The following is a 22,678-nucleotide window of genomic DNA, read 5'->3' on the forward strand; positions in this document are numbered from 1 at the left end:
CGCACCCGGCGCCCTTCCCGTGTCCCCGAAACCGCGCGCGCCCCGGAGCTGTGGCCGCGCACACCCTTCCAGCGAGAAATTGATCCAGAAATGTACCGAATAAGACGGCCACGCCGCACGGTCGGGCAGCTACGGCGCAAGATCGCGCTGGGCGCTTCGGCGGTCATGGTGGCCACACTGGTCCAAGCGGTCGCCTTCGCCCCGTCCGCCGCCGCCGGTACGGGCCGCCCGGGGGCCACCGACCCCGACAAGCCCGTCGCCGGAAAGTCCCTCACCAAGACCGAGCCGCGCAGACTCCAAAAGGGTGCGCGCACGCCGCGGAAGGCACCGAGGGCGAAGTGGCCCGCAGCCGATGACGCCGTGGTCACGCTCGCCGAGCCGGCCTCGAAGGCGAGCAGCCCGGTCAAGGCCGCGGGCCTGCCCCTCAAGCTGAACACGCCGTCGGCCAAGCAGGCCAGGAAGCCGCTCGACGGCAAGGTCACCACCCGTGTCCTGTCGCAGCGGGCCGCGAAGAAGGCAGGCGTCGACGGCCTGCTGTTCACCCTCCAGCCCGCGTCCGCGAAGGACTCGGGCAGTGTCGGCGCGAGCGTGGACTACGCGGACTTCGCCGAGGCGTACGGCGGCGGCTACGGCTCCCGCCTGACCCTGGTCGAACTGCCCGCCTGCGCGCTCACCACGCCGGACAAGGCCACGTGCCGTACCACCGCACCGGTCGCGACGGACAACGACACCGAGCGGCAGACCCTGACCGCGCGCACGGTCTCGCTGAGCGCGGGTGCGCCCACCGTTCTGGCCGCCGTCGCGGGCGACTCGGCGAAGACCGGCGATTACAAGGCGACCCCGCTGTCCCCGTCGGCCACCTGGACCACGGATCTCAACACCGGCGACTTCGGCTGGTCGTACGACATCCCGGTCCCGGAGGTGCCGGGTGAGCTGGCTCCCAAGCTGGGCCTGTCGTACTCGTCCGGCATGATCGACGGCCGGACCGGCAACACCAACAACCAGTCCTCCTGGGTCGGCGACGGCTTCGACCTCGAACCCGGTTCGATCGAGCGCCGCTACAAGCCGTGTGCGGACGACGGGCAGAAGGCCGACGACGGCGTCAACAAGCCCGGCGACCTGTGCTGGGGCTACGACAACGTCTACATCACCTTCAACGGCAAGGGCGGCGAACTCGTCCCCACCGGCAAGGACGACGAGTTCCGGTTCCAGCAGGACGACGGCTCCCGCATCGCCCGCCTGAAGTCCACCGCCCGCGGCAACGGCGACAACGACGGCGAGTACTGGCGGGTCACCGACCCCCAGGGCAACCGCTACTACTTCGGCTACAACCGACTGCCCGGCTGGGCCGACGGCAAGGAGACCACCGACTCCACCTGGACCGTGCCGGTCTACGGCGACGACTCCGGTGAGCCCTGCCACGCCGCCACGTTCGCCGGCTCCTGGTGCCAGCAGGCCTGGCGATGGAACCTCGACTACGCCGTCGACACCCACGGCAACGCCATCGCCTATTACTACGACAAGGAAGAGAACTCCTACGGCCGCAACCTCAAGGCCGCGGACGACACCCGCTACACCCGTGGCGGCTACCTCGACCGCGTCGAGTACGGCCTGAAGTCGTCTTCCCTGTACGGCACCCAGGCGCTGGCCAAGGTGGACTTCACCAGCTCCGAGCGGTGCATCCCCGACAGCCACACCGACTGCTCGTCGATCTCCAAGGACTCCTTCTACTGGTACGACACGCCGTGGGACATGAACTGCGACGAGGCCACGGAGTGCGACAACGGCCGTGTGGCGCCGACGTTCTGGACCCGCAAGCGGCTGACCGGCATCACCACCGAGGTCCTCGGGGGCAGCGGCTACAACAAGGTCGACTCCTGGGCGCTGACGCACCGCTGGGGCACCGCGGACATCGACTACCAGCTGCTGCTGGACTCCATCCAGCACACCGGCCACACCGCGACCCCCGCGATCACCCTGCCGAAGACCACCTTCGCCTACACCCAGTTGGAGAACCGGCTCGACCGGACCGGCGACGGCTACGCCCCGTTCGTCAAGGCCCGGCTGTCCACGGTCGCGGACGAGTACGGCGGCCAGATCGACGTCGACTACTCGGCACCCGCGTGCCAGGCCTCCGCCCTGCCCACCCCCGAGTCGAACACCACCCGCTGCTTCCCGCAGATGCTCGGCGGCTCGGACGAGGAAGACCCCGAACAACACTGGTTCAACAAGTACGTCGTCACCTCGGTGACCGCCACCGACCGTACCGGCGGCGCACCCGACGCGGTCACCTCCTACGAGTACCTGGGCGACGCCGCCTGGCACTACGACGATGACGACGGCCTGACCAAGGAGCAGAACAAGACCTGGTCCCAGTGGCGCGGCTACGGCCACGTCCGTGTGCGCACCGGCGGCCAGGGCGGCGCCGACGCCATGAAGACGCAGCAGGACTCCTTCTTCCTGCGCGGCATGGACGGCGACCGCAAGAACGCCTCCGGCGGCACCAAGTCCGTCTCCGTCACCCTCGGCGAGGGCGAGGGCGACCCGATCACCGACCACGAGTCGGCGGCCGGGTTCCTCTACAAGACCGCCAAGTACTCCGGCCCCGGCGGCAAGGTCCTGGAGAAGACCGTCGAGCGGCCCTGGCACCACCAGACCGCCGAGCGCGAGCGCTCGTGGGGCACGATCACCGCCAACCTGACCGGCACCGCCAACTCCAAGACGTACACCTCGCTCGACGACGGCGCGGGCGTCAAGTGGCGCACCACCGCGGTGAGCACCACCTTCGACACCGTCGCCGGGCGCGTCACCGAGACCAACGACCAGGGCGACACGTCCACCACCACGGACGACCGGTGCACCCGCACCACCTACGCCACCAACACCGACAGCAACATCCTCACGCTTCCCTCGCGCGAGGAGACCGTCGCGGTGGCCTGCGGCGCCACCCCGAACCGCGCCAAGGACGTCATCTCCGACGTGCGCACCGCCTATGACGGCGGCGCCTACAGCGCCGCACCGACCAAGGGCGACGAGACGGCGACGGCCACGCTGAACAAGCACGACGGCACCACCGCCCGCTACCTGGAGGCCGGTACCACCTACGACTCCTACGGCCGGACGCTGACGGCCACCGACCTCACCGCGGACGTCACCGCGACCGAGGGGACGGCCCCCGTCCGCACGGCGCGCCAGGACGGCCTGACCAACACCACCGCCTACACCCCGGCCACCGGCTTCGCGGCCACGGTCACCACGACCACTCCGCCGGCCAAGGCCCAGGACGCCACGTCCGCACAGACCAGCACCACCACACTCGACCCGCTGCGCGGCCAGCCGCTCACCCAGAAGGACACCAACGGCAAGGTCAAGACCTTCACGTACGACGCCCTCGGCCGGGCCGAGAAGGTATGGCTCGCCGACCGCAAGACGAACCAGACCCCGTCGTACGCCTTCGGCTACTTCATCGAGGACGGCAAGCCGGCCGCGATCCGCACCCAGACCCTGGACAACGGGGGCGCCCAGATCGCCTCGTACACCCTGTACGACGGCCTGCTGAGGGAGCGCCAGACCCAGGACGTCGGACCCGACGGCGGACGCCTGATCTCCGACACCTTCTACGACGAACGCGGCCTGACCGCCAAGACGTTCGCGAGCTACTACACCACCGGAAACCCCGGCCGCGACCTGTTCAAGCCGGTCGACGCGCTGAGCGTCGAGACCCAGGTCCGGCACACCTACGACGGACTGGGCCGCGAGACCGAGTCGAAGCAGCTCGCCGGAAACGGTGACGGCGGTGCCGTCCTGGGCACCACCCGGATCAGCTACGGCGGCGACCGCACCACGGTCGTCCCGCCCGAAGGCGGCACCGCCACCACCACCCTGACCGACGCCCGGGGCAACACCACCGAGCTGCGCCAGCACCACAGCCGCAGCGAGAGCGCCGACTACGACACCACCACCTACACGCCCACCCCCTCCGGCTCCCTGGCCAAGGTCACCGACCCGGCCGGCAACGAGTGGCGCTACGAGTACGACCTGCTGGGGCAGCAGACCAAGGCCGTCGACCCCGACAAGGGAACGACCCTCAGCCACTACAACGACCGAGGCGAACTCGTCACCACCGAGGACGCCGAGGGCAACGTCCTCTACCGCGTCTACGACCAGCTCGGCCGCCAGACCGAACTGCGCGACAAGGACGCCACCGGCGCCCGGCGCGCGTCCTGGACGTACGACACGGTCAGCGGGGCCAAGGGCCAACTGGCTTCTTCCACCCGCTACGTGGGCAGCAGCGAATACACGACCAAGGTCACGCAGTACGACCAGCAGTACCGGGCGCTGCGCACGTCGGTGACCATCCCCGTCTCCGAAGGCGCGCTGGCCGGTACCTATCAGACCGGCACCAGCTACAAGCCCTCCGGCCTGATCGCGGGCGTGTCCTACTCGGCTGCGGGTTCGCTGCCCGGCGGCTCCTACGCGTACACCTACGACGAGGCCCTGCGCCCGGTGTCGATCCTCGGTGACGGCTTCCGGTCCGACACCACGTACTCCCACACCGGCAAGCCGCTGCAGTACGCCTACGCGTCGACGGCAGGCGGGGCGAAGAAGACGTGGGTGACCAACACCTACGAGTGGGGCACCCAGCGCCTGGCCACCTCGCGCGTCGACCGCCAGGACATCGCCGGAGTCGACCGGCTCAACACCTACCGGTACGACCAGGCGGGCAACGTCCTGTCCGTCGCCGACCAGTCGCGTGCGGGCACCGACAACCAGTGCTTCACCTACGACTATCTGCGTCGGCTCACCGCAGCGTGGGCCGAGGGCGACACCACGTGCTCCAGCACCCCCTCGGCAGGCGTCACCGGCGGGGTGGCCGCGTACTGGCACTCCTACACCTACGACAAGGTCGGCAACCGCAAGACCGAGACCCTGCACGATCTCACCGGGGAGACCGCCAAGGACGTCAAGCGCGCCTACGCCTATCCCGCGGCCGGAACCAGCCAGCCGCACACCCTCACCGAGGTGACCCAGACGGGGCCGGGCGGCACCGCGAAGACCAGCTACACCTACGACGCGACCGGCAACACCGAGAACCGTGTGGTCGGTGGCGACACCCAGAAGCTGAGCTGGGACGCCGAGGGCCGTCTCGCCAAGGTCACCCAGCCCGTCGCGGGCAAGGCCGACGAGGTCACCGAGTACGTCTACGACACCGACGGAAACCGTCTCATCGAGCGCGGCCCGAACGAGACGACGCTCTCCCTGGGAGGCACCGAGCTCGTTCTGGCCAAGGGCGCCAGCAAGCCCAAGGCCACCCGCTACATCGACCTCGGCAGCGGCAGCCAGGCCGTCCAGTCCGACGACGGCGGCATCACCGTCACCGTCGCCGACCATCTGGGCACCGGTCAACTCGCCGTGAAGGTCAGCGATCTGGGGCTCTCACAGCGTCGTACGCTGCCCTTCGGCGGCGCCCGTGGTGACATCACCGGCACCTGGACCGGCTCCAAGGGCTTCGTCGGCGGCACCGACGACACCGACGACACCGGCCTGACCCACCTCGGCGCCCGCGAGTACGACCCCGCCATCGGCCGGTTCCTCTCCGTGGACCCGGTCATGGACCTGGCCGACCCGCAGCAGATCAACGGGTACGCCTACGGCAACAACAGCCCTGTCACCAACGCCGACCCGGACGGGCTCAAGTACTACCCCGTCTCCGGACCGTGCGTGCCCGTCCCCACCCCTGGCTGCAAGTGGCAGGACGACGGCGACGGCATCGCCACCAGCGGCAAGGGCTACAAGGGCGGCAGCAGGAACGGCAACGGCGGCAGCGCCGGCACGCCGAAGATCGTCGTCACCGTCACCGCCCAGGCTCCGACCTGCGGCACCGGGCGGGACAACATCATCAGCACCCTCAACTGCACGATACCCACGGTCCCCAAGGGCATGGGCGAGCAGATGAGCTTCCTTGATGCCAACAAGATGTTCATCAAGGAAATCGTCCTGCCCGACACCGAGGCGTGGCGCAAGTGCCTCACCGAGGGCGACGCCAAGAGCTGTGCCTGGGCATCGACCGACCTGCCCTGGCTCAAGGCCGCGAAGTTCCTCAAGATCAGCAAGCTCAAGAAGCTCAAGCGGATCAAGAAGATCGGCTGCAAGTGCTTCCTGGCCGGTACCGGCGTCCTCATGGCCGACGGAAGCACCAAGAACATCGAGGACATCGAACTCGGTGACACGGTCCTTGCCACCGACCCGGAAACCGGCAAGTCCGAGCAACGCGAAGTCACCGCGACGATCGTCACCGACAGTGACAAACGCTTCACCGAGCTGACCCTCGACACCCCGGAGGGCTCCGAACAGCTCACCGCCACCTACGAGCACCCGTTCTGGTCCGTCTCCGCACACCGGTGGATCGAGGCAGGCGACCTCGAACCCGGCATGACCCTGCGGACGGACGACGGCCGCCAGCTCAAGATCACCGCAACCCACCAGTACACGGATCACGCCCGCACGTACAACCTCACCATCGCGGGGCTGCATACGTACTATGTGCTGGCGGGCGAGACTCCGGTGCTCGTTCACAATTCTGGCGGCTGCAGCGTTGCGGATGGTCCCCGACTTCGGGCGAAGCTCGCAGCGGAAGAGCTTGCTGGAGCAGATGGGCACGCCTTCCAGAAGCATGTCGTGGAGCAGGGTGAGTTCCCTGGAATTCGGACCCGTGCGCAATTCGCCGACATGATTGAAGATGTAATCCTCAACGGGAAGCGTCGCGTGCGATCCGATGGTACATCTGCCTATTGGCGGAACGGGGTAATTGTGATCCGCAACCCCGGATCCAGGGACGGTGGCACTGTCTTCGCACCTAAAGAGGGCTATAGCTACTTCACCAGGAACTTCAAGTTGCAGTGAGAAGAGGATTCTGATGCATGTAGAGGATCACGGGGATCAGATCGTGATCACGGCGTCCAGGAAGGAATTCTTTCTGGTCGAAGCGCTCATGATGGAAGCGCTGGAGACTGGGGATGACCGGGACTTTCAGACGCGCGTAGGGGCAACCAAGGATCAGGTGAGGGATCTCCTCGACGGCCTGCCGGATTTGCCGCTCGGCGGTGGGAGTCAAATGTCGTGATGTGATCGCCCACGCAAAACTGAAGCCCCGTCAGGCATGTCCTGGCGGGGCTTTTGCGCGGCGTGTCCAGCTCCACCAGCGCCCTGCGCGCGCTCAAGCAGGAAGGGCTCGTCTACCCCCAGCTCGGCCGAGGCGGCTACGTTGACGCTTCCGTCGACCAGAACGCCGCCCCGGTGTTGATACGCCAATCACTACGTTAATTTCACCCGGCTTCGATGAGGTCGGTCGGCGCGTAGCGGGTCAGGGATTCGAGGTTCGATGCCTCACGCTTCCAATCGGAGCGTGACGCGTCTCTAGCAGTCGGGCGGGAGCTTGACTTCCCGAGCCGCTTTCGTGGCAGCTGGGATGGATTCTTCGACCTGCTGTCTGCCGAGTTTCAGGAGACGCCGCGCCGATTGATCGTGGAGCTGCTGAACATCGATCGGGGCATCCAGGACTCGGCTCAGTACGAACGCACCGAAGTGCCGGGGGAGGCCACGGCGTGCGGGACGCGGATCGTCGTCCTGGTGAGCGGGTTCAGGCCGTTGACGATGGTGGCGGCCGACAATCCTGCGTTTCCATGGCTCCGGGGAGCCCAGTTTTTTTTGGGGGGCGTTCTTCTTCACTAGGGGATGCTTCATATGCGTACCTACCGCAGCCGTCTTGCCGTTTTCTCCGCCGTGACCACCGCCGCGCTCGCTCTCACGCTCACCGCGTGCGGGGGTGACGACACCGGCGCCGGGGCCGGGGCCAAGGAGTCCGGGGTGGCGGGGGCGTCCTCGCCCTCCGCTTCCGCTTCCGTCTCCGCCTCCCCGTCCGCCGTCGAGCAGAGTGGGGACAAGGAGCAGGGGAAGCAGGTCGTGGGCGGCACCGGCTCGGCCACCGCGCCCGCCTGCACCGCCAAGGGGCTGGGGATCAGTGCGGAGACGCAGGACGGGTCGCCGTACACCCACCTGGTGCTCACGGCGAAGAACACCTCGGGCCGTACCTGCCGTATGACCGGCTTTCCGGAGATCCGTTTTCTGGACAACGCCCGGGGCACGGTCCCGTCCGTGGCCAAGAGCAAGCCGGTCACGGCGGTCGTCCTGGAGCCCGGGGTCGCCGCCTACGCGGCCGTGCGTATCTCCGACGGCGGGCGCAAGGAGAGCACCGAGGCGGTGAAGGACTTCTCCGTGACGCTGCCCGGCGGTGCCGGTATGGCGATCGTGCGGGCCCCCGGTGCCGAGGGCATCGCCGTCGACCCGGCGCGGTGGGCCACCGGCTACTGGACGCGGGAACTGCGCAACGGCGCCGACGAGTTCTGATCCACCGGGGTCTCTCCGGCGCGGAAGCAGAACATCCCTCACGAAATCCCCGAGGCTGCACAGCCCCGGCTCCGGAACACCGCGCGATCCGCACAGCGCCGCCACAGCGGCCTCGTACGATCGCCAGCCGGACCGGTGGTGACGACAGGCCCCAGGACCGGCCGCCGGTGAACGCCTCGGTGTGCGAGGCGCGTATCTCATGCAGCAAGCAGTTCCCGCTGCACGCCCGAGGAGCCGCCCGTGACCGCCCCGTACCCGCACGCCCCCGTCGTCTCCGGACCTCCGGTCTCGGCCCTGGACTACGACGGCCGTCCCGTCCTGGTGGAACCCGAGATCCGGCGGCTGGACGGAGCGGTACGGGAGGTCGCCGTACCGCCGTTCGCGCCGTCGGTGACCCACGGCTCGCTCGCGGACCTGCCGTTCGAGAACGCCGAGGCGGACCCCGGCGCGATCGTCATCAGCCGCCGGGGCGCGGACGGCGAGTGGGAGGACGTGACGGCCGCGCGGTTCGCCGCCGAGGTCCTCGCGGTGGCCAAGGGGCTGATCTCCGAGGGCCTGATGCCGGGCGACCGGATCGCGGTGATGGCCCGCACCCGCTACGAGTGGACGCTGCTGGACTTCGCGGCCTGGGCCGCGGGCCTGGTCACCGTGCCCGTCTACCCCACCTCCTCGGTCTACCAGACCAGTTGGATGCTCGGGGACTGCGGCGCCGTCGCCCTGATCACCGAGACCCGCGAGCAGGCCGCCGCGATGGCCCCCGAGCTGGACCGGCTGCCCGGGCTGCGGCACGTGTGGGTGATCGACGACGGGCACGTGGAGCTGCTGGCCGAGGTCGGCGACCGTACGGCGGACGGCGAAGTCGCCGTACGACGCGGCATGCTGGGCCCCGACACCCTCGCCACCCTGATCTACACCTCCGGCACCACCGGACGCCCCAAGGGCTGCGCCCTCTCGCACGGCAACTTCTTCGCCGAGGTCGACAACGCCATCGAACTCCTCCACCCGGTCTTCAAGGCGACGACCGGCGAGGAGGCGTCGGTGCTGCTGTTCCTGCCGATGTCCCACGTCTTCGGCCGCATGGTCGCCATCGCCTGCGTCCGCGCCCGGGTCCGCCTCGGCCACGCGCCCAGCCTCAAGCCCGAGCATCTGCTCCCGGACCTGGCCGCGTTCCGCCCGACCTGCCTGTTGACCATCCCGTACATGCTGGAGAAGGTCTACAACACCGCCCGCGCCAAGGCCGAGTCGGCCGGAAAGGCCGCCGCCTTCGACCGCGCCGCCGCCACCGCCGTCCGCTACGGCGAGGCCCTGGAGGCCCGCCGCAGCGGCACCGGAAGCGGCCCGGGCGCCTCTCTGAAGGCGAGCCGTTCCTTCTACGACCCGCTCGCCTACCGCAAGCTGCGCGCCGCCATGGGTGGCAAGGTCCGCTACGCCATCTGCGGCGGCTCCCCGCTCGGCCGCCGCCTGGCCGCGTTCTACGCCGGGGCCGGGATCGAGATCTTCGAGGGGTACGGCCTCACCGAGACCACCGGCGCCACCACGGTCACCCCGCCGCTCAAGCCCCGTATCGGCACGGTCGGCTGGCCGCTGCCCGGCACCCGGATCAGGATCGCGGCCGACGGCGAGATCCTGATCGCCGGGGACCATGTGCTGCGCGGCTACTGGGACATGAACGCGGGCGGCGTCGTCCCCGCCACCCGCGACGGCTGGCTGCCGACCGGCGATCTGGGCGAGCTGGACGACGACGGCTACCTCACCATCACCGGGCGCAAGAAGGAGCTGCTGATCACGGCGGGCGGCAAGTCGGTCGCCCCGGCCCCGCTGGAGAACTGGCTGCGCCAGCACCCGCTGATCTCCCACTGCCTCCTCGTCGGCGACGGCCGCCCCTACATCGGCGCCCTGCTCACCCTGGACCCCGACGGCCTGGACCACTGGCGCCAGATGAACGGCAAACACCCCGTCCCCGCCGAACTCCTCCTGAACGACCCCCAGTTGGCAGCGGTCCTCCAGGACGCCGTCGACCAGGCCAACCAGCTCGTCTCCCGCCCCGAGTCCATCCGCCGCTTCACCGTCCTCCCCACCGACTTCACCGAACGCGCGGGCCACCTCACCCCCTCGATGAAACTCCGCCGCGCCCGCATCCTGCGCGACTTCGCGGACGAGGTGGAGGGGCTGTACGCGGGGGCGGGGCGGGTCACGGGGCCGTAAGAGGGGTCAGCCCGGGCCGTGGACCACGGCACCGGGCCGCAGCCCCGCAGCCCCGCCCCGCTCACCGCCCCGGTCACCGCGCCCTGGCGAACAGGAACGCCTGGGCCACCGCCTCCCCCAGGCTCTCGTCGGGTTCACGGACCGTGCGGGAGACGAGGGCGAATCCGGCGTCGCCGAGCAGCGCCGCCATGTGCGCGGGGTCGCGGCGCAGGAAGTCGAGGGTGACGGGGTGGCCCCAGGGCTGCTCGTGGCGGCGCGGGCGGTCACCGGCCTGGAAGGCGAGCAGGAGGTGGCCGCCCGGGGCCAGGACCCGGCGGTACTCGCGAAGCAGCTCGGGGAGCCGGTCCGCCGGGGTGTGGATGCTGGAGTACCAGGAGACGACCCCCGCCAGCGCGCCGTCCGGGAGGGGAAGCTCCAGCATGGAGCCCTGTTCGAAGCGCAGCCCCGGGTGCTCGCGGCGGGCGATCTCCACCATGGCGGGGGAGAGGTCGAGCCCGTACACGTCGAGCCCGAGGGCGGCGAGGAGGGCGGTCACCTCTCCGGGGCCGCAGCCGAGGTCGGCCACCGGCCGCCCGGGCCCCACCAGCTCGGCGTACGCGCGCAGCAGCGCCCGGTCGAGCGGCCGGCCGGCGTAGGAGTCCCGGAACGTCGCGGCGTAGTCCTCGGCGATCGCGTCGTAGAACGTGCGGGTGGCGGTGAGGAAGCCGGGGGCGCCGGGGGAGTCGGTCATGCGGACGGACCCTACGGGGTGAACGCGGCGCGCCGAGGGGGCGGCGGAGGGGATTCGGCCACGGACGCGGCACGCCCGGAATCCCGGCCGATTCCCCCGGCTGCACGCGTCCGAAGGAGTGAGGGGCGCTCCAGGGAGGGCGGGGCGGAATCCGCGCGCGCAATCCGTGCGCCGGGCGCGCCCGGCGAATGCGGCGGGCCGGAATTCACCGGGAATTCATGCGGGCGCCCCCGGGAAAGGCAGGAGCCCCGTTGCCGGAAGGCACGGGGCTCCTTGGGTACTGCACTCAGGTTCTGCGATCAGGCAGTGATCAGACGGGGGAGACGTTCTCCGCCTGCGGGCCCTTCGGGCCCTGCGTCACGTCGAAGGTCACCTGCTGGTTCTCCTCGAGCGAACGGAAACCGTTGGCGTTGATCGCGGAGTAGTGAACGAAGACGTCGGGGCCGCCGCCCTCCTGGGCGATGAAGCCAAAGCCCTTTTCGGCGTTGAACCACTTCACGGTTCCGGTAGCCATAAGCCCTCCTTGGGCTCAAAAGGGTTGCCCTGCTCCAGAACCTGCAAGTGCGAAACGATGCTGCACGACTGCATTCGTCTGAAAACGACGAGAGCCCGCGGTCACATGCTCCGCAGGCTCTGTACTGCAAGGGAAACCAAACTGCAACTTGCGGCGAGCCTAGCACGCAGGCCGCCGAATGCAATAGAGGTCAAGATCACGTCACCCGAATGTTTGAACCCTCGGACGGACGCGCTGACGCCGGGCCGGTCCAGGACCACCGCCGGACGGGGTCTAGTCTCGCGATGTGGACAATTCTCGCACCCGGCCGCGCGTCGGCCACATCCAGTTCCTGAACTGCCTGCCCCTGTACTGGGGGCTCGCGAGAACCGGCACGCTCCTTGACTTCGAGCTGACCAAGGACACCCCGGAGAAGCTCAGCGAGCAGCTGGTACGCGGCGATCTCGACATCGGTCCGATCACCCTCGTCGAGTTCCTGCGCAACGCGGGCGACCTGGTCGCCTTCCCGGACATCGCGGTGGGCTGCGACGGCCCCGTGATGTCCTGCGTGATCGTCTCGCAGGTCCCCCTCGACCGGCTGGACGGCGCCCGTGTCGCCCTCGGTTCGACCTCGCGCACCTCGGTCCGCCTGGCCCAGCTGCTGCTGGCCGAGCGGTACGGCGTGACCCCGGACTACTACACGTGCCCGCCCGACCTGAGCCTGATGATGCAGGAGGCGGACGCCGCCGTCCTCATCGGCGACGCGGCCCTGCGCGCCAACCTGCTCGACGGCCCCCGCTACGGCCTTCAGGTGCACGACCTGGGCGCGCTGTGGAAGGAGTGGACCGGGCTGCCGTTCGTCTTCGCGGTGTGGGCGGCCCGGCGCGACTACCTGGAGCGCGAGCCGGAGATCACCCGCAAGGTGCACGAGGCGTTCCTCGCCTCCCGCAACCTCTCCCTGGAGGAGGTCGGCAAGGTGGCCGAGCAGGCCGCCCGCTGGGAGGCGTTCGACGAGGCGACCCTGGAGCAGTACTTCACCACGCTCGACTTCAGCTTCGGCGCCCCGCAGCTCGCGGCGGTCACGGAGTTCGCGAGCCGCGTCGGTCCCACGACCGGGTTCGCGGCCGACGTGAAGGTGGATCTCCTGAGGCCGTAATCACTACGCTGCGGGCGGTAGGCGTACCGGACCCACGGGGGGCCAGGGGGCGCCTGCGGGGGAGGGGTGGACGCCATGCAGCCGCTCGAAGCGGACGAACCGGCCGCCGTCGGGCCCTACCGGCTGCTCGGCCGGCTCGGCTCCGGCGGCATGGGCCGGGTCTACCTCGGCCGCAGCGCGGGCGGCCGTACGGTCGCCGTCAAGATCGTCCACCCGCACTTCGCGCTGGACGAGGAGTTCCGCGCCCGATTCCGCCGCGAGGTCGCCGCCGCGCGCCGGGTCGGCGGCGCCTGGACGGCCCCGGTCCTGGACGCCGACCCCGACGCGCCGGTGCCCTGGGTGGCGACGGCCTACGCGGCGGGCCCGTCGCTGGCCGCCGCTGTCACCGAGCGCGGCCCGCTGCCGGAGCCGACGGTACGGGCGCTGGGGGCGGGCCTCGCGGAGGCGCTGGCCGCCGTCCACGCCCTCGACCTGGTCCACCGTGACGTCAAGCCGTCCAACATCCTCCTGACGATCGACGGCCCCCTCCTCATCGACTTCGGCATCGCCCGCGCCACCGACGGCACCGCCTCCCTCACCTCCACCGGCGTCTCCATCGGCTCGCCCGGCTACATGGCCCCCGAGCAGATCCTCGGCACCCCGGTCACCGGAGCGGCCGACGTCTTCTCCCTCGGCGCGGTCCTCGCCTACGCGGCGACCGGCACGGCCCCTTTCGCCAGCGACTCCGCGGCGGCGCTGCTGTACAAGGTCGTCCACGAGGAGCCCGAACTCGACGGCCTGAGCGGCGACTTGCGGGAGCTGGTGGCCGCCTGCCTGGCCAAGGACCCGGCGTCCCGCCCCACCCCCGCCGAGCTGTCCCGCCGTCTGGCCCCCGAGGGCGCGGCCCCGCTGATGGCCTCCGGCTGGCTCCCGGCCCCCCTGCTGGAACAGGTGAGCCGCAGCGCGGTCGGCCTGCTGAACCTGGAGGGGACGCCCGAACGGCCGTCGGGACCGGTGCCGTTCACGAACCCGGCCGTGGAGCCCGCCGAACAGACCGTCGGAGCGGGGGAGTTCGGCCCGGCACCGGTGATGCGCGCGCCCGGCGCGGAGCAGGCCCCGGCCGACACTCCGCCCCCACCCAGTGCGCCCCCGGACCCGCCCGGACGGCTCACCCTCAGTGTCGCCGCCGCCTCCACGCCAGGGGAGTCCGGCCGGGGGCGCCGGGTGAGCTGCACGGTCGCGGTGGCCGTCGCCGCCGCGCTGGTCGGTGTCACGGTGGGTCTGGGGTGGCTGCTGGGCCCCTGGGGCGGTGACGGCGGCCACGACACGGCGGGCGGGAAACCAACCTCTTCCGACGGCAGCGCGGCCGAACCCTCGAAGTCCCCGTCCCCCGGTCCGACCGGAAGCGGGGCCGTACCGGACCGCTACCTCGGCACCTGGGAGGGCGAGGCCACCGGTCTGGGCGGGACGCTTCCCATGGGAACCTTCCGGCTCACCGTCCATCAGGCGGCCGTGGGAAAGGAGTTGGGGCGGATGCGGCAGACGGACCAGCTGGGCGCGGTCTGCGTGGACGTGCTCACGCTGAAGCAGGTGACGAAGAGCAAGCTCGTGCTCACGTCGACCGGCGCCGACGACAACCACGCGGGCTGCAACCCCGCCCCGCACCCGGTGGAGTTGACCCCGACCGGCGACAAACTGACGTACACGTCGGACAGTTCGGCGGAGGGCAACCCCGTGGCCCGGCTGTCGAGGGCGGACTGATGACGGACGACCTGCTCCCGGTGGCCGTGGCCGCCCTCTGGGGTGCGGGCGCGGGCGCGCTCCTGCCCCGGGCCGCCTACCGCTTCACCGTCCCCGAGGGCGAACCCTGGCGCTCCCGCTGCCCCGACGGCCACGCGCTCCGGGGCTGGCTGGGCCCGCGCCCCTGCGCGCGCTGCACGACGGCCGTGCCCGCGCGGCTCTCCCTGCTCACGGCGGCGGTCTGCGCGCTCCTGGCCCTGGCCACCGGCGCCCGCCCCGAAGTGGCCGTCTGGCTCCTGCTTGCCCCCGCGGCCGTGCTCCTCGCGGCGGTGGACCTCCGGGTGCGCCGCCTCCCCGACCCGCTGACCCTCCCCCTGGCGGCGGTCACCCTCACCCTCCTGGCCCTGGCCGCGCTGGTCCCGGAACACGCGGGCCACTGGCTCACCGCCCTCTACGGCGCCTTGGCCCTCGGCACCGGCTACCTCCTGCTGCACCTCCTCAACCCCTCCGGCATGGGCTTCGGCGACGTCAAGCTGGCCCCGGCCCTCGGCGCCGCCCTCGGCTGGTACGGCTGGCCCACCCTGATGCTCGGCACCCTCGCCGCCTTCGCCTCCGGCGCCCTCTACGGCCTCACCCTGGTCGTTCTGCGCCGAGCCGACCGCAAGTCCACGATCCCCTTCGGCCCCTTCCTCCTGACCGGCACGTTCCTGGGCCTGCTGGCGGGGGCGTACAGCGCCTGAAGTCGGTCAAGACCCACAGCTGGCGTAGGCTGGCGTGGTCTGTCCACAACCCTTGACGAAAGGGACGCCCGGTGACCGAGAAGGCCGAACTCGCTTCTTTGGATGTCGCAGCCGTGCTGGACCGAGCGGCAGCGGGCGGACGCATCACGCCCGAGGAAGCGCTCGTCCTGTACCGCGACGCCCCCCTGCACGCGCTGGGCGCCGCCGCCGACGCCGTACGCCGCCGCAAGTACGCGGGCATCGAGCACATCGCGACGTACATCATCGAGCGGAACATCAACTACACGAACGTGTGCGTCACGGCGTGCAAGTTCTGCGCGTTCTACGCGGCCCCGAAGGACACCAAGAAGGGCTGGACGCGCGACCTCGACGACATCCTGCGCCGCTGCGCGGAGACGGTCGAGCTGGGCGGCACCCAGATCATGTTCCAGGGCGGCCACCACCCGGACTACGGCGTCGAGTACTACGAGTCGCACTTCAAGGCCATCAAGGACGCGTTCCCGCAGCTGGTCATCCACTCCCTCGGCGCGTCCGAGGTCGAGCACATGGCCCGTATCTCCAAGGTGTCGGTCGAGGAGGCCATCACCCGTATCCACGAGGCGGGTCTCGACTCCTTCGCGGGCGCCGGTGCCGAACTCCTCCCCGCCCGCCCCCGCAAGGCCATCGCCCCGCTCAAGGAGAGCGGCGAGCGCTGGCTGGAGATCATGGAGACCGCCCACAAGCTGGGTGTGGAGTCCACCTCCACCATGCTGATGGGCACCGGCGAGACCAACGCCGAGCGCATCGAGCACCTGCGCATGATCCGGGACGTGCAGGACCGTACGGGCGGCTTCCGCGCCTTCATCCCGTACACCTACCAGCCGGAGAACAACCACCTGAAGGGCCGCACCCAGGCGACGCTCTTCGAGTACCTGCGGATGATCGCCATCGCCCGCCTCTTCCTGGACAACGTCCAGCACATCCAGGGCTCGTGGCTGACCACCGGCAAGGAGGTCGGCCAGCTGTCCCTGCACTACGGCGCGGACGACCTCGGCTCGATCATGCTGGAGGAGAACGTGGTCTCCTCGGCCGGTGCCAAGCACCGCTCCAACCGCCTGGAGATCATCGACCTGATCCGCAAGGCGGGCCGCACCCCCGCGCAGCGCGCCACTACGTACGAGCACCTGGTCGTCCACGACGACCCGGCGAACGACCCGGTGGACGACCGCGTGGTCTCGCACATCTCGTCGACGGCGATCGAGGGCGGCACCGCCCACCCGGAACTGAAGCTGATCGCCTCCAACTAGGGTCTTTCGGTTGGATCAGGCTGGATCAGGCACCAGACCCCGCGAGCCCGGCCTGATCCAACCGAGAGGCCCTAGGCGCACGATGCTGACACTTCACGTCGCTGAGCACACCCCCGAGGCGGCGATCCTCATCGACGGCCCGACCGTCGTGGCCGTGGCCCCGTACGAGCGGCTGGCCGCCGCCGCACCCCAGGCCCGGGTGCGGCGCTGGCCCGGCATCCTGACCCCGGGCCTGCTGAATCCGTACGCCCCGGAACTCCTGGAGTCCACCTACCATCCGGACCCCCGCGAGGCGGCCGAGCTGGGCACCGAGCCCATCACCGGAGAACGCGCCCGGCAGCTCTTCCGCACCGACCCCGCCCGCCTCGGCGCCAGCGCCCGCCGAGGCGTCCAACGCCTGCTGGCCCACGGCACGGTGGCGGTGGCCGGGGAACTCCGCTCCCGGGCCGCGACCGACGCGGTGCGCCGGGCCGGGCTCGCGGTGGGCAGGCGGCCGGACCGGCTGCCGGGTCCTGCGGCGCTGTCCCCGACCCCGCTGATCCTGCTGCCCGCGCCCGCGCCGGGCGGACCCGCCCGGTTCGCGGTGTTCGACGTCGCGGACCGTGCCGACCTGGTCCGGCGCGGCGCGGGGACCTGCGTGGCGACCGTGATCGGCGGCCGTCTGGTGTACCGGGCCCGCTGACCGGGCCCGCTGACCGGGCGCGCTGGCCGGGGCGGCGACCACGGCGGCCCCTTTCGGGGGCCGGATCAGCCCGCCAGCGCCTTCCCGAACGCCCCCGCGCTCTGCCGTACGCCGCTGCAGTCCGTGGCCGCGTCGTCCGAGGCGGAATCGCCGTCCGCGCACGGCTGGTCGCGGAAGGACGACCACATCGACACCCAGCCGATCCCCTTCCGTTCGGCGAACCTCCGCACCTGCGCGGCGTCGGACAGGGTGAACGTCTCGCCCTGGACGTCGTTGACCCCGATCATCGAGGTGAGCGCCATGCCCTTCCAGGCGTCCGCGTCCGAGGTGCCGAAGATCTTCCGCAGCTGGGCGTGGGCGGCCGTCGCCGAGGTGACGGCGTAGTCGCCCATGTCGCCGGTGTACGACTCGCCGTAGTTCATGGTCATCAGGTTGACCGTGGAGACCTGGACGTCGTACGTGTTCGCCGACCTCAGCAGCGCCAGGCTGTCCGCGTCGAGCCCCGAGGGCATGACGGGAAGCGTGAACGACACCTTCAGGTCCGGGCGTTCCTTCTGGAGGGCGGCGATCGCCCGGGAACGCAGCGCGACCGACGCGGAGTCGGTGAGTTCCGTGCCCTCGATGTCGAAGTCGGCCTGAGTCGCGCCCGCCGCGTCCAGCGCCTTCCCGTACGCCGTCGCGAGCTGCGCGGCGCTGGTGCAGGCCGAGGCCAACTCCGTGCCGGAGGCGCCCCCGAAGGACACCCGCACGGTCGCGCCGTCCGCCGTCAGCGCGTCGATCCGGGACTTCACGGCCGCGTCGCCGAGGGCGTACTCGCCGTTCCACCCGGGCGTGCACCCGCTGCCGTCGGAGATCACGAACGCCAGGTTGTACGTCGTCGGGGAGCCCGCCGCGTCGTTGGCGGACGGTGTCGTGGCGCTGACGTACGGCGCGAAGGAGGTGGCCGCCGCGGCCGACGTGGCGGCGGAAGGGGCGGGGGCGGACGGCGCGGCGGTGGAGCCCGAGGAGCACCCCGCGACCGCCAGAGTCAGCAGACAGGTGAGGCCCGCCGCGGCTCTCAGGACATTCCTCATCGCACACGCACCCGCTCTCGTGATTCACGTCGCGGCATCGGAACGCACTCCGCGCCGCCTCGAAAACCTCTCATGCGCGCCCGGCCGTCGAGAGGACCGGGAATTCACAGCGAACTCTGCGGTAGAGGGGGACCAACCGGGCAAACAGGACGACCATTCCGGGCAATCAACCCGTTTCCCCTTCTCCTGGGCCGTGCGGGCACCCCCTGTATCTCACAGGAAGGTGACAGACCGGGCCGTTCCTCATGGGTAGCTCACAAGAACACAGATGGTGGCCATATAAAGCCTCTCTACCGTCCGGGGAATGCATTCCGAGACCGTCATCGAAAGCCGCGCCGCCGGGAGTGGTCGCCGTCGCAAACGCGGCAACGGGACCTCCCCCGACGCGGGCCCCGTGTTCGTCGACACCTCCGGACGCCGGTCCAAGGTGCTGCGCCGCATCGGCCTGCTCGTCGGCACCGTCTGCCTCGGCTACACGGCGATCCTGGTCATGGCCTTCATGGGCTGGGGCACCTCGCTCACCCCGTCCTCGCTGCTGCCCTTCGACGGCGGGCAGAGCGCCCGGCGCCCCGGCTTCGAGCAGCCGGACGAGGCCCACCGGCCCACCGGCGTGCCGTCGCCCCCGGCCACCACCGGGCCGTCCGCCACGGGCCGGTCCGCCACCGCCCCGGCCGCCCCGGCGACCGCCGGCTGAACGGGACGCGACCGCACATGAGCACTTCGACGCCCGCGCGGGGCCGCCGCCGCGCCCCCACCCGTATCGAGCGCGCGGCGGGCAGGGCCGCCGCGCTCCAGCGGCCCCGTGTCGTCCTCGCCCTGCTGCTCCTGCTCGCGCTCACCTGCGTGATGCTGCTCGACGGCTATCTGCGGGCCGAGGTCGGCGGCGACGAGCGGGTGCGCAGCGGGGCCTCCTCCAGCGAGGTCCCCGACAAGGTCCTGAACGGCGGCCCGATCCTGACCTTCCAGGGCGGGCGGGCCGCCACCGTCTCCGTCCCGGACAAGACCATCGCGCTCACCTTCGACGACGGCCCCAACCCCACCTGGACCCCACAAGTCCTGAAGATTCTTGAGGAGAACGACGTCCCGGGCACGTTCTTCCTGGTCGGCTCGATGATCTCGCGCTACCCCGGCATCGTGAAGACGATGGTCGAGGACGGCAACGAGGTCGGTGTCCACACCTTCACCCACGTCGACCTCTCCTACCAGAGCGGGGCCCGCGTCGAGCGCGAGATGCGGCAGACCCAGCTGGCGCTCGCGGGCGCGGCCGGGATCACGACCACGCTCTTCAGGGCGCCGTACTCCTCGGAGACGGACGCGATCGACAACTACAGCTGGCCCGTCTACAAGAAGCTCGGCGCGGAGGGGTACACCAGCGTCTTCGTCGACACCGACAGCGACGACTGGAAGCGGCCGGGCGTCTCCGACATCGTCAAGTGGGCCACACCCAAGGGCACGAAGGGCGCCTCGGTGCTCTTCCACGACGCGGGCGGCGAGCGCTCGCAGACCATCAAGGCGCTGCCCGCGTACATCAAGAAGATGAAGGCGAAGGGCTACACCTTCACCACCATCAGCGGCGTACTGGAGAAGCAGCGCGCGGCGAAGGCGGCCGGGCAGCGTGCGGCGGACGCGGGCGGGCAGGGCGGCGCGCCCGGTGCGGCCCGTGGCCCCGCCGGGTCCGGTGCCTCGGTCCTCCAGGCCGCCCACCACCGGGCCACCGGCGCCACCCTCTACGAGGGCAAGGCGCTCCTCGCGGCCGTGGCGGTCGCCGAGTGGACCGTGCCCGCGCTGTCCGTCGGGCTGATGATCGTCGGCGTGGCGGTGATGGGCCGCTTCGGCATGATGCTGATCCTCGCCCGCCGTCACCACCGGCAGCGCAACCGGCGCCGGTTCACCTGGGGACCGCCGGTCACCGAGCCGGTGACCGTGATCGTCCCGGCGTACAACGAGAAGGAGTGCATCGCCAACACCCTCGCGTCGCTGGCGCGGAGCACCCATCCGATCGAGATCGTCGTCGTGGACGACGGCTCGACCGACGGCACCGCGGAGATCGCCGAGTCCCTCGGCCTCCCCAACGTCCGTGTCGTCCGGCAGGACAACGCGGGCAAGCCCGCCGCGCTCAACAACGGGGTCCGCAACGCCCGTCACCCCATCGTCGTGATGATGGACGGCGACACCGTCTTCGAACCGGACACCGTGCACCGGCTGGTGCAGCCCTTCGCCGACCCCGAGATCGGCGCGGTCGCGGGCAACGCCAAGGTCGGCAACCGCGGCACGGTCATCGGCGCCTGGCAGCACATCGAGTACGTCATGGGCTTCAACCTCGACCGGCGCATGTACGACCTGCTGCGCTGCATGCCCACCATCCCCGGTGCCATCGGCGCGTTCCGCCGGGACGCGGTCCTGGGGGTCGGCGGGATGAGCGACGACACGCTCGCCGAGGACACCGACATCACCATCGCCCTGCACCGCGCGGGCTGGCGGGTCGTCTACGAGGAGCACGCCCGGGCGTGGACCGAGGCCCCGGGCTCGCTCAAGCAACTGTGGTCGCAGCGCTACCGCTGGTCCTACGGCACCATGCAGGCGCTGTGGAAGCATCGCAAGTCCCTGACGGACAGGGGTCCTTCGGGGCGCTTCGGCCGGGTCGGGATGCCGCTCGTGGTGATCTTCCAGGTGATCACGCCGGTCTTCGCCCCGCTCATCGACGTGTTCACCGTCTACTCCATGATCTTCGTCGACTTCCGGGCGGCCCTGCTGGCCTGGCTCGCCGTCCTGGCGCTGCAACTGGTCTGCGCCGCCTACGCGTTCCGCCTCGACCGGGAGAAGTACCGCTATCTGCTGATGATGCCGCTCCAGCAGCTGGCCTACCGCCAGATGATGTACCTCGTCCTGATCCACTCCTGCGTCACCGCGCTCACCGGTGGCCGTCTGCGCTGGCAGAAGCTCAAGCGCACGGGCGAGGTCGGCACTCCGGCGGGGGTGGGGCGATGAGCTGGGAGCAGCCGTACGGGTATCCGGTGGCCCAGGCGGCTCCTGAACCGGAGCCGACCCCCGCACCGGAGCCGACCGCGCCGGAGCCGACCCCCGCACCGGAGCCGACCGCGCCGGAGCCGACCCCCGCGCCCGCTCCGCCCGCGGGCCGGGACCGCTACTTCGACGCCCTCCGCGCGGTCGCCCTGATCCGTGTCGTCGCGTATCACACCTTCGGGTGGGCCTGGGCGGGGATGGTCTTCCCCTCCATGGGGATCATGTTCGGGCTGGCCGGTTCCCTCATGGCCAAGTCGCTGGAGCGCCCCGCCCTGACGGTGATCCGCGGTCGGCTGCGGCGGCTGCTGCCCCCGTTCTGGTTCTGGGGTCTCTTCGTCGTGCTCGCGATGCTGCTCCACGGCTGGATGCCGGGGCGGCAGATCGTCTACTGGGTCGTGCCGCTGGGCGACCCGCCCGGCAGCGCCTGGGGCGAACAGGCGTGGGAGATCGTCTGGTACCTGCGCACCTACCTCTGGTTCGTACTGCTCTCCCCGCTGCTGCTGAGGCTCTTCCGGCGGGCGCCCGTCCCGGTCCTGCTGCTCTCCCTCGCCCCGGTCCTGGTGCTGAACTTCCTCTGGGCGGGCCCGGACAACCGCTTCGGCAGCGCCCTGTGGGACCTGGCGACGTACCTCTTCTGCTGGCTGGCCGGGTTCGCGCACCGCGACGGCGTGCTCCAGCGGCTGCGGCCCCCGGCCGTCGTCGTGCTCTCCCTGGCCGCGATCGGCTACGGCGGCTGGTACGCCTTCGCCCACCAGGCCGACTTCGGCACCTACGACCTGGACGAGAACCCCCTGGCCCAGGCGTTCTGGTCGGCCGGGGCCGTGCTCCTGCTGTTCTGGGCCAAGGCGCGCTACCGGGTCGACTTCGCGTGGCTGAGCCGCTTCCGGCGCACCGACCGGATGGTGACCGTCTTCAACGCCCGCGCCGTGACGATCTACCTCTGGCACGAGATCGCGCTGGTGCTCGCCGTCCCGCTGATCGACCGGTTCTGGGACGTGCCCGCGTTCGAGAGGTATCTGCCGCTCGGCAGCCAGTGGTTCCTGTTCGGCGTCGGCTGGGTCCTGATCGCGGTGTTCGTCCTGGCCTGCGGGTGGGTGGAGGACGTGGCCGCGCGGAAGAGGCCGAGGCTGCTTCCGTGACGCCGTACCCCCTCCTGACGCGTAC

The 22,678-nt window shown here is 70.7% G+C and carries 15 protein-coding genes and 1 pseudogene; 13 read left to right on the forward strand and 3 right to left on the reverse strand.

The annotated features are described in order from the left end of the window. Window positions 1-165 precede the first annotated feature (165 nt). The 5 genes and pseudogenes from B079_RS31085 (at window position 166) to B079_RS0100495 (ending at window position 10,611) form a co-directional block, all read left to right on the forward strand. Entirely contained in the window at window positions 166-6,903 is a 6,738-nt protein-coding gene (locus B079_RS31085; RefSeq protein ID WP_018543808.1) for a polymorphic toxin-type HINT domain-containing protein, read from the forward strand. Window positions 6,904-6,916: 13 nt separating this feature from the next. Continuing rightward, window positions 6,917-7,123: a hypothetical protein gene (locus tag B079_RS0100480; RefSeq protein WP_018543809.1), complete on the forward strand. Its 207-nt coding sequence runs from the start codon at window positions 6,917-6,919 to the stop codon at window positions 7,121-7,123. Between the two features lie 263 nt (window positions 7,124-7,386). Continuing rightward, window positions 7,387-7,545: pseudogene (locus B079_RS36500) on the forward strand (hypothetical protein); the annotation flags it as partial. Window positions 7,546-7,743: 198 nt separating this feature from the next. Next, entirely contained in the window at window positions 7,744-8,406 is a 663-nt protein-coding gene (locus tag B079_RS0100490) for a DUF4232 domain-containing protein (protein ID WP_018543811.1), read from the forward strand. A 294-nt stretch (window positions 8,407-8,700) separates the two neighbouring features. Further along, window positions 8,701-10,611: an AMP-dependent synthetase/ligase gene (locus B079_RS0100495; RefSeq protein ID WP_051094966.1), complete on the forward strand. Its 1,911-nt coding sequence runs from the start codon at window positions 8,701-8,703 to the stop codon at window positions 10,609-10,611. Window positions 10,612-10,684: 73 nt separating this feature from the next. Here the strand turns inward: B079_RS0100495 and B079_RS0100500 are convergent, their stop codons facing one another. Together B079_RS0100500 and B079_RS0100505 are read right to left on the reverse strand one after the other, a co-directional pair. Continuing rightward, complete coding sequence (locus tag B079_RS0100500; RefSeq protein ID WP_018543813.1) at window positions 10,685-11,341, reverse strand: class I SAM-dependent methyltransferase; 657 nt, start codon at window positions 11,339-11,341, stop codon at window positions 10,685-10,687. 310 nt (window positions 11,342-11,651) lie between these two features. Beyond that, window positions 11,652-11,855 (reverse strand): cold-shock protein, encoded by a 204-nt coding sequence (locus tag B079_RS0100505; RefSeq protein WP_018543814.1) that lies wholly within the window; start codon window positions 11,853-11,855, stop codon window positions 11,652-11,654. 286 nt (window positions 11,856-12,141) lie between these two features. Here B079_RS0100505 and B079_RS0100510 point away from each other — a divergent pair, with 286 nt between their 5' ends. The 5 genes from B079_RS0100510 to B079_RS0100530 all read left to right on the forward strand — a co-directional run bounded on the left by B079_RS0100510 (window position 12,142) and on the right by B079_RS0100530 (window position 17,417). Continuing rightward, window positions 12,142-12,990, forward strand: coding sequence for a menaquinone biosynthetic enzyme MqnA/MqnD family protein (locus B079_RS0100510; protein WP_018543815.1), 849 nt, complete (start codon window positions 12,142-12,144; stop codon window positions 12,988-12,990). A gap of 75 nt (window positions 12,991-13,065) precedes the next feature. Beyond that, window positions 13,066-14,730 carry a serine/threonine-protein kinase gene (locus B079_RS0100515; RefSeq protein ID WP_026248222.1) on the forward strand — a complete coding sequence of 555 codons (1,665 nt, stop codon included), beginning with the start codon at window positions 13,066-13,068 and terminating at the stop codon, window positions 14,728-14,730. Next, window positions 14,730-15,449, forward strand: coding sequence for an A24 family peptidase (locus B079_RS0100520; RefSeq protein ID WP_018543817.1), 720 nt, complete (start codon window positions 14,730-14,732; stop codon window positions 15,447-15,449). Before B079_RS0100515 ends, B079_RS0100520 begins: the two co-directional genes overlap by 1 nt. A 71-nt stretch (window positions 15,450-15,520) precedes the next feature. Beyond that, window positions 15,521-16,735 (forward strand): cyclic dehypoxanthinyl futalosine synthase, encoded by a 1,215-nt coding sequence (gene mqnC / locus B079_RS0100525; RefSeq protein ID WP_018543818.1) that lies wholly within the window; start codon window positions 15,521-15,523, stop codon window positions 16,733-16,735. Between the two features lie 82 nt (window positions 16,736-16,817). Then, window positions 16,818-17,417: a hypothetical protein gene (locus B079_RS0100530; protein ID WP_018543819.1), complete on the forward strand. Its 600-nt coding sequence runs from the start codon at window positions 16,818-16,820 to the stop codon at window positions 17,415-17,417. A gap of 65 nt (window positions 17,418-17,482) precedes the next feature. On the opposite strand, the gene B079_RS0100535 is transcribed toward B079_RS0100530, so the two are convergent. Further along, on the reverse strand, window positions 17,483-18,490 hold the full coding sequence (locus tag B079_RS0100535) for a chitinase (protein WP_018543820.1): 1,008 nt from the start codon (window positions 18,488-18,490) through the stop codon (window positions 17,483-17,485). Window positions 18,491-18,794: 304 nt separating this feature from the next. On the opposite strand from B079_RS0100535, the gene B079_RS0100540 reads away from it, so the two are divergent. From B079_RS0100540 to B079_RS0100550, 3 genes are read left to right on the forward strand one after another with little or no spacing between them, the layout of a single operon-like run. Further along, on the forward strand, window positions 18,795-19,184 hold the full coding sequence (locus tag B079_RS0100540; RefSeq protein WP_018543821.1) for a hypothetical protein: 390 nt from the start codon (window positions 18,795-18,797) through the stop codon (window positions 19,182-19,184). A gap of 17 nt (window positions 19,185-19,201) precedes the next feature. Beyond that, window positions 19,202-21,478, forward strand: coding sequence for a bifunctional polysaccharide deacetylase/glycosyltransferase family 2 protein (locus B079_RS0100545; protein ID WP_018543822.1), 2,277 nt, complete (start codon window positions 19,202-19,204; stop codon window positions 21,476-21,478). Beyond that, entirely contained in the window at window positions 21,475-22,653 is a 1,179-nt protein-coding gene (locus tag B079_RS0100550) for an acyltransferase family protein (protein ID WP_018543823.1), read from the forward strand. Before B079_RS0100545 ends, B079_RS0100550 begins: the two co-directional genes overlap by 4 nt. Window positions 22,654-22,678: the final 25 nt, after the last annotated feature.

This window comes from Streptomyces sp. LaPpAH-108 (assembly GCF_000373625.1).
Lineage (GTDB): Bacteria > Actinomycetota > Actinomycetes > Streptomycetales > Streptomycetaceae > Streptomyces.

Coding starts and splice junctions, on each gene's coding strand:
- B079_RS0100500 (WP_018543813.1), bottom strand. CDS start 11,341: ATGACCGACTCCCCCGGCGCCCCCGGCTTCCTCACCGCCACCCGCACG.
- B079_RS0100520 (WP_018543817.1), top strand. CDS start 14,730: ATGACGGACGACCTGCTCCCGGTGGCCGTGGCCGCCCTCTGGGGTGCG.
- B079_RS0100480 (WP_018543809.1), top strand. CDS start 6,917: ATGCATGTAGAGGATCACGGGGATCAGATCGTGATCACGGCGTCCAGG.
- B079_RS0100545 (WP_018543822.1), top strand. CDS start 19,202: ATGAGCACTTCGACGCCCGCGCGGGGCCGCCGCCGCGCCCCCACCCGT.
- B079_RS0100540 (WP_018543821.1), top strand. CDS start 18,795: ATGCATTCCGAGACCGTCATCGAAAGCCGCGCCGCCGGGAGTGGTCGC.
- B079_RS0100515 (WP_026248222.1), top strand. CDS start 13,066: ATGCAGCCGCTCGAAGCGGACGAACCGGCCGCCGTCGGGCCCTACCGG.
- B079_RS0100505 (WP_018543814.1), bottom strand. CDS start 11,855: ATGGCTACCGGAACCGTGAAGTGGTTCAACGCCGAAAAGGGCTTTGGC.
- B079_RS0100530 (WP_018543819.1), top strand. CDS start 16,818: ATGCTGACACTTCACGTCGCTGAGCACACCCCCGAGGCGGCGATCCTC.
- B079_RS0100535 (WP_018543820.1), bottom strand. CDS start 18,490: ATGAGGAATGTCCTGAGAGCCGCGGCGGGCCTCACCTGTCTGCTGACT.
- B079_RS0100550 (WP_018543823.1), top strand. CDS start 21,475: ATGAGCTGGGAGCAGCCGTACGGGTATCCGGTGGCCCAGGCGGCTCCT.
- B079_RS31085 (WP_018543808.1), top strand. CDS start 166: ATGGTGGCCACACTGGTCCAAGCGGTCGCCTTCGCCCCGTCCGCCGCC.
- B079_RS0100490 (WP_018543811.1), top strand. CDS start 7,744: ATGCGTACCTACCGCAGCCGTCTTGCCGTTTTCTCCGCCGTGACCACC.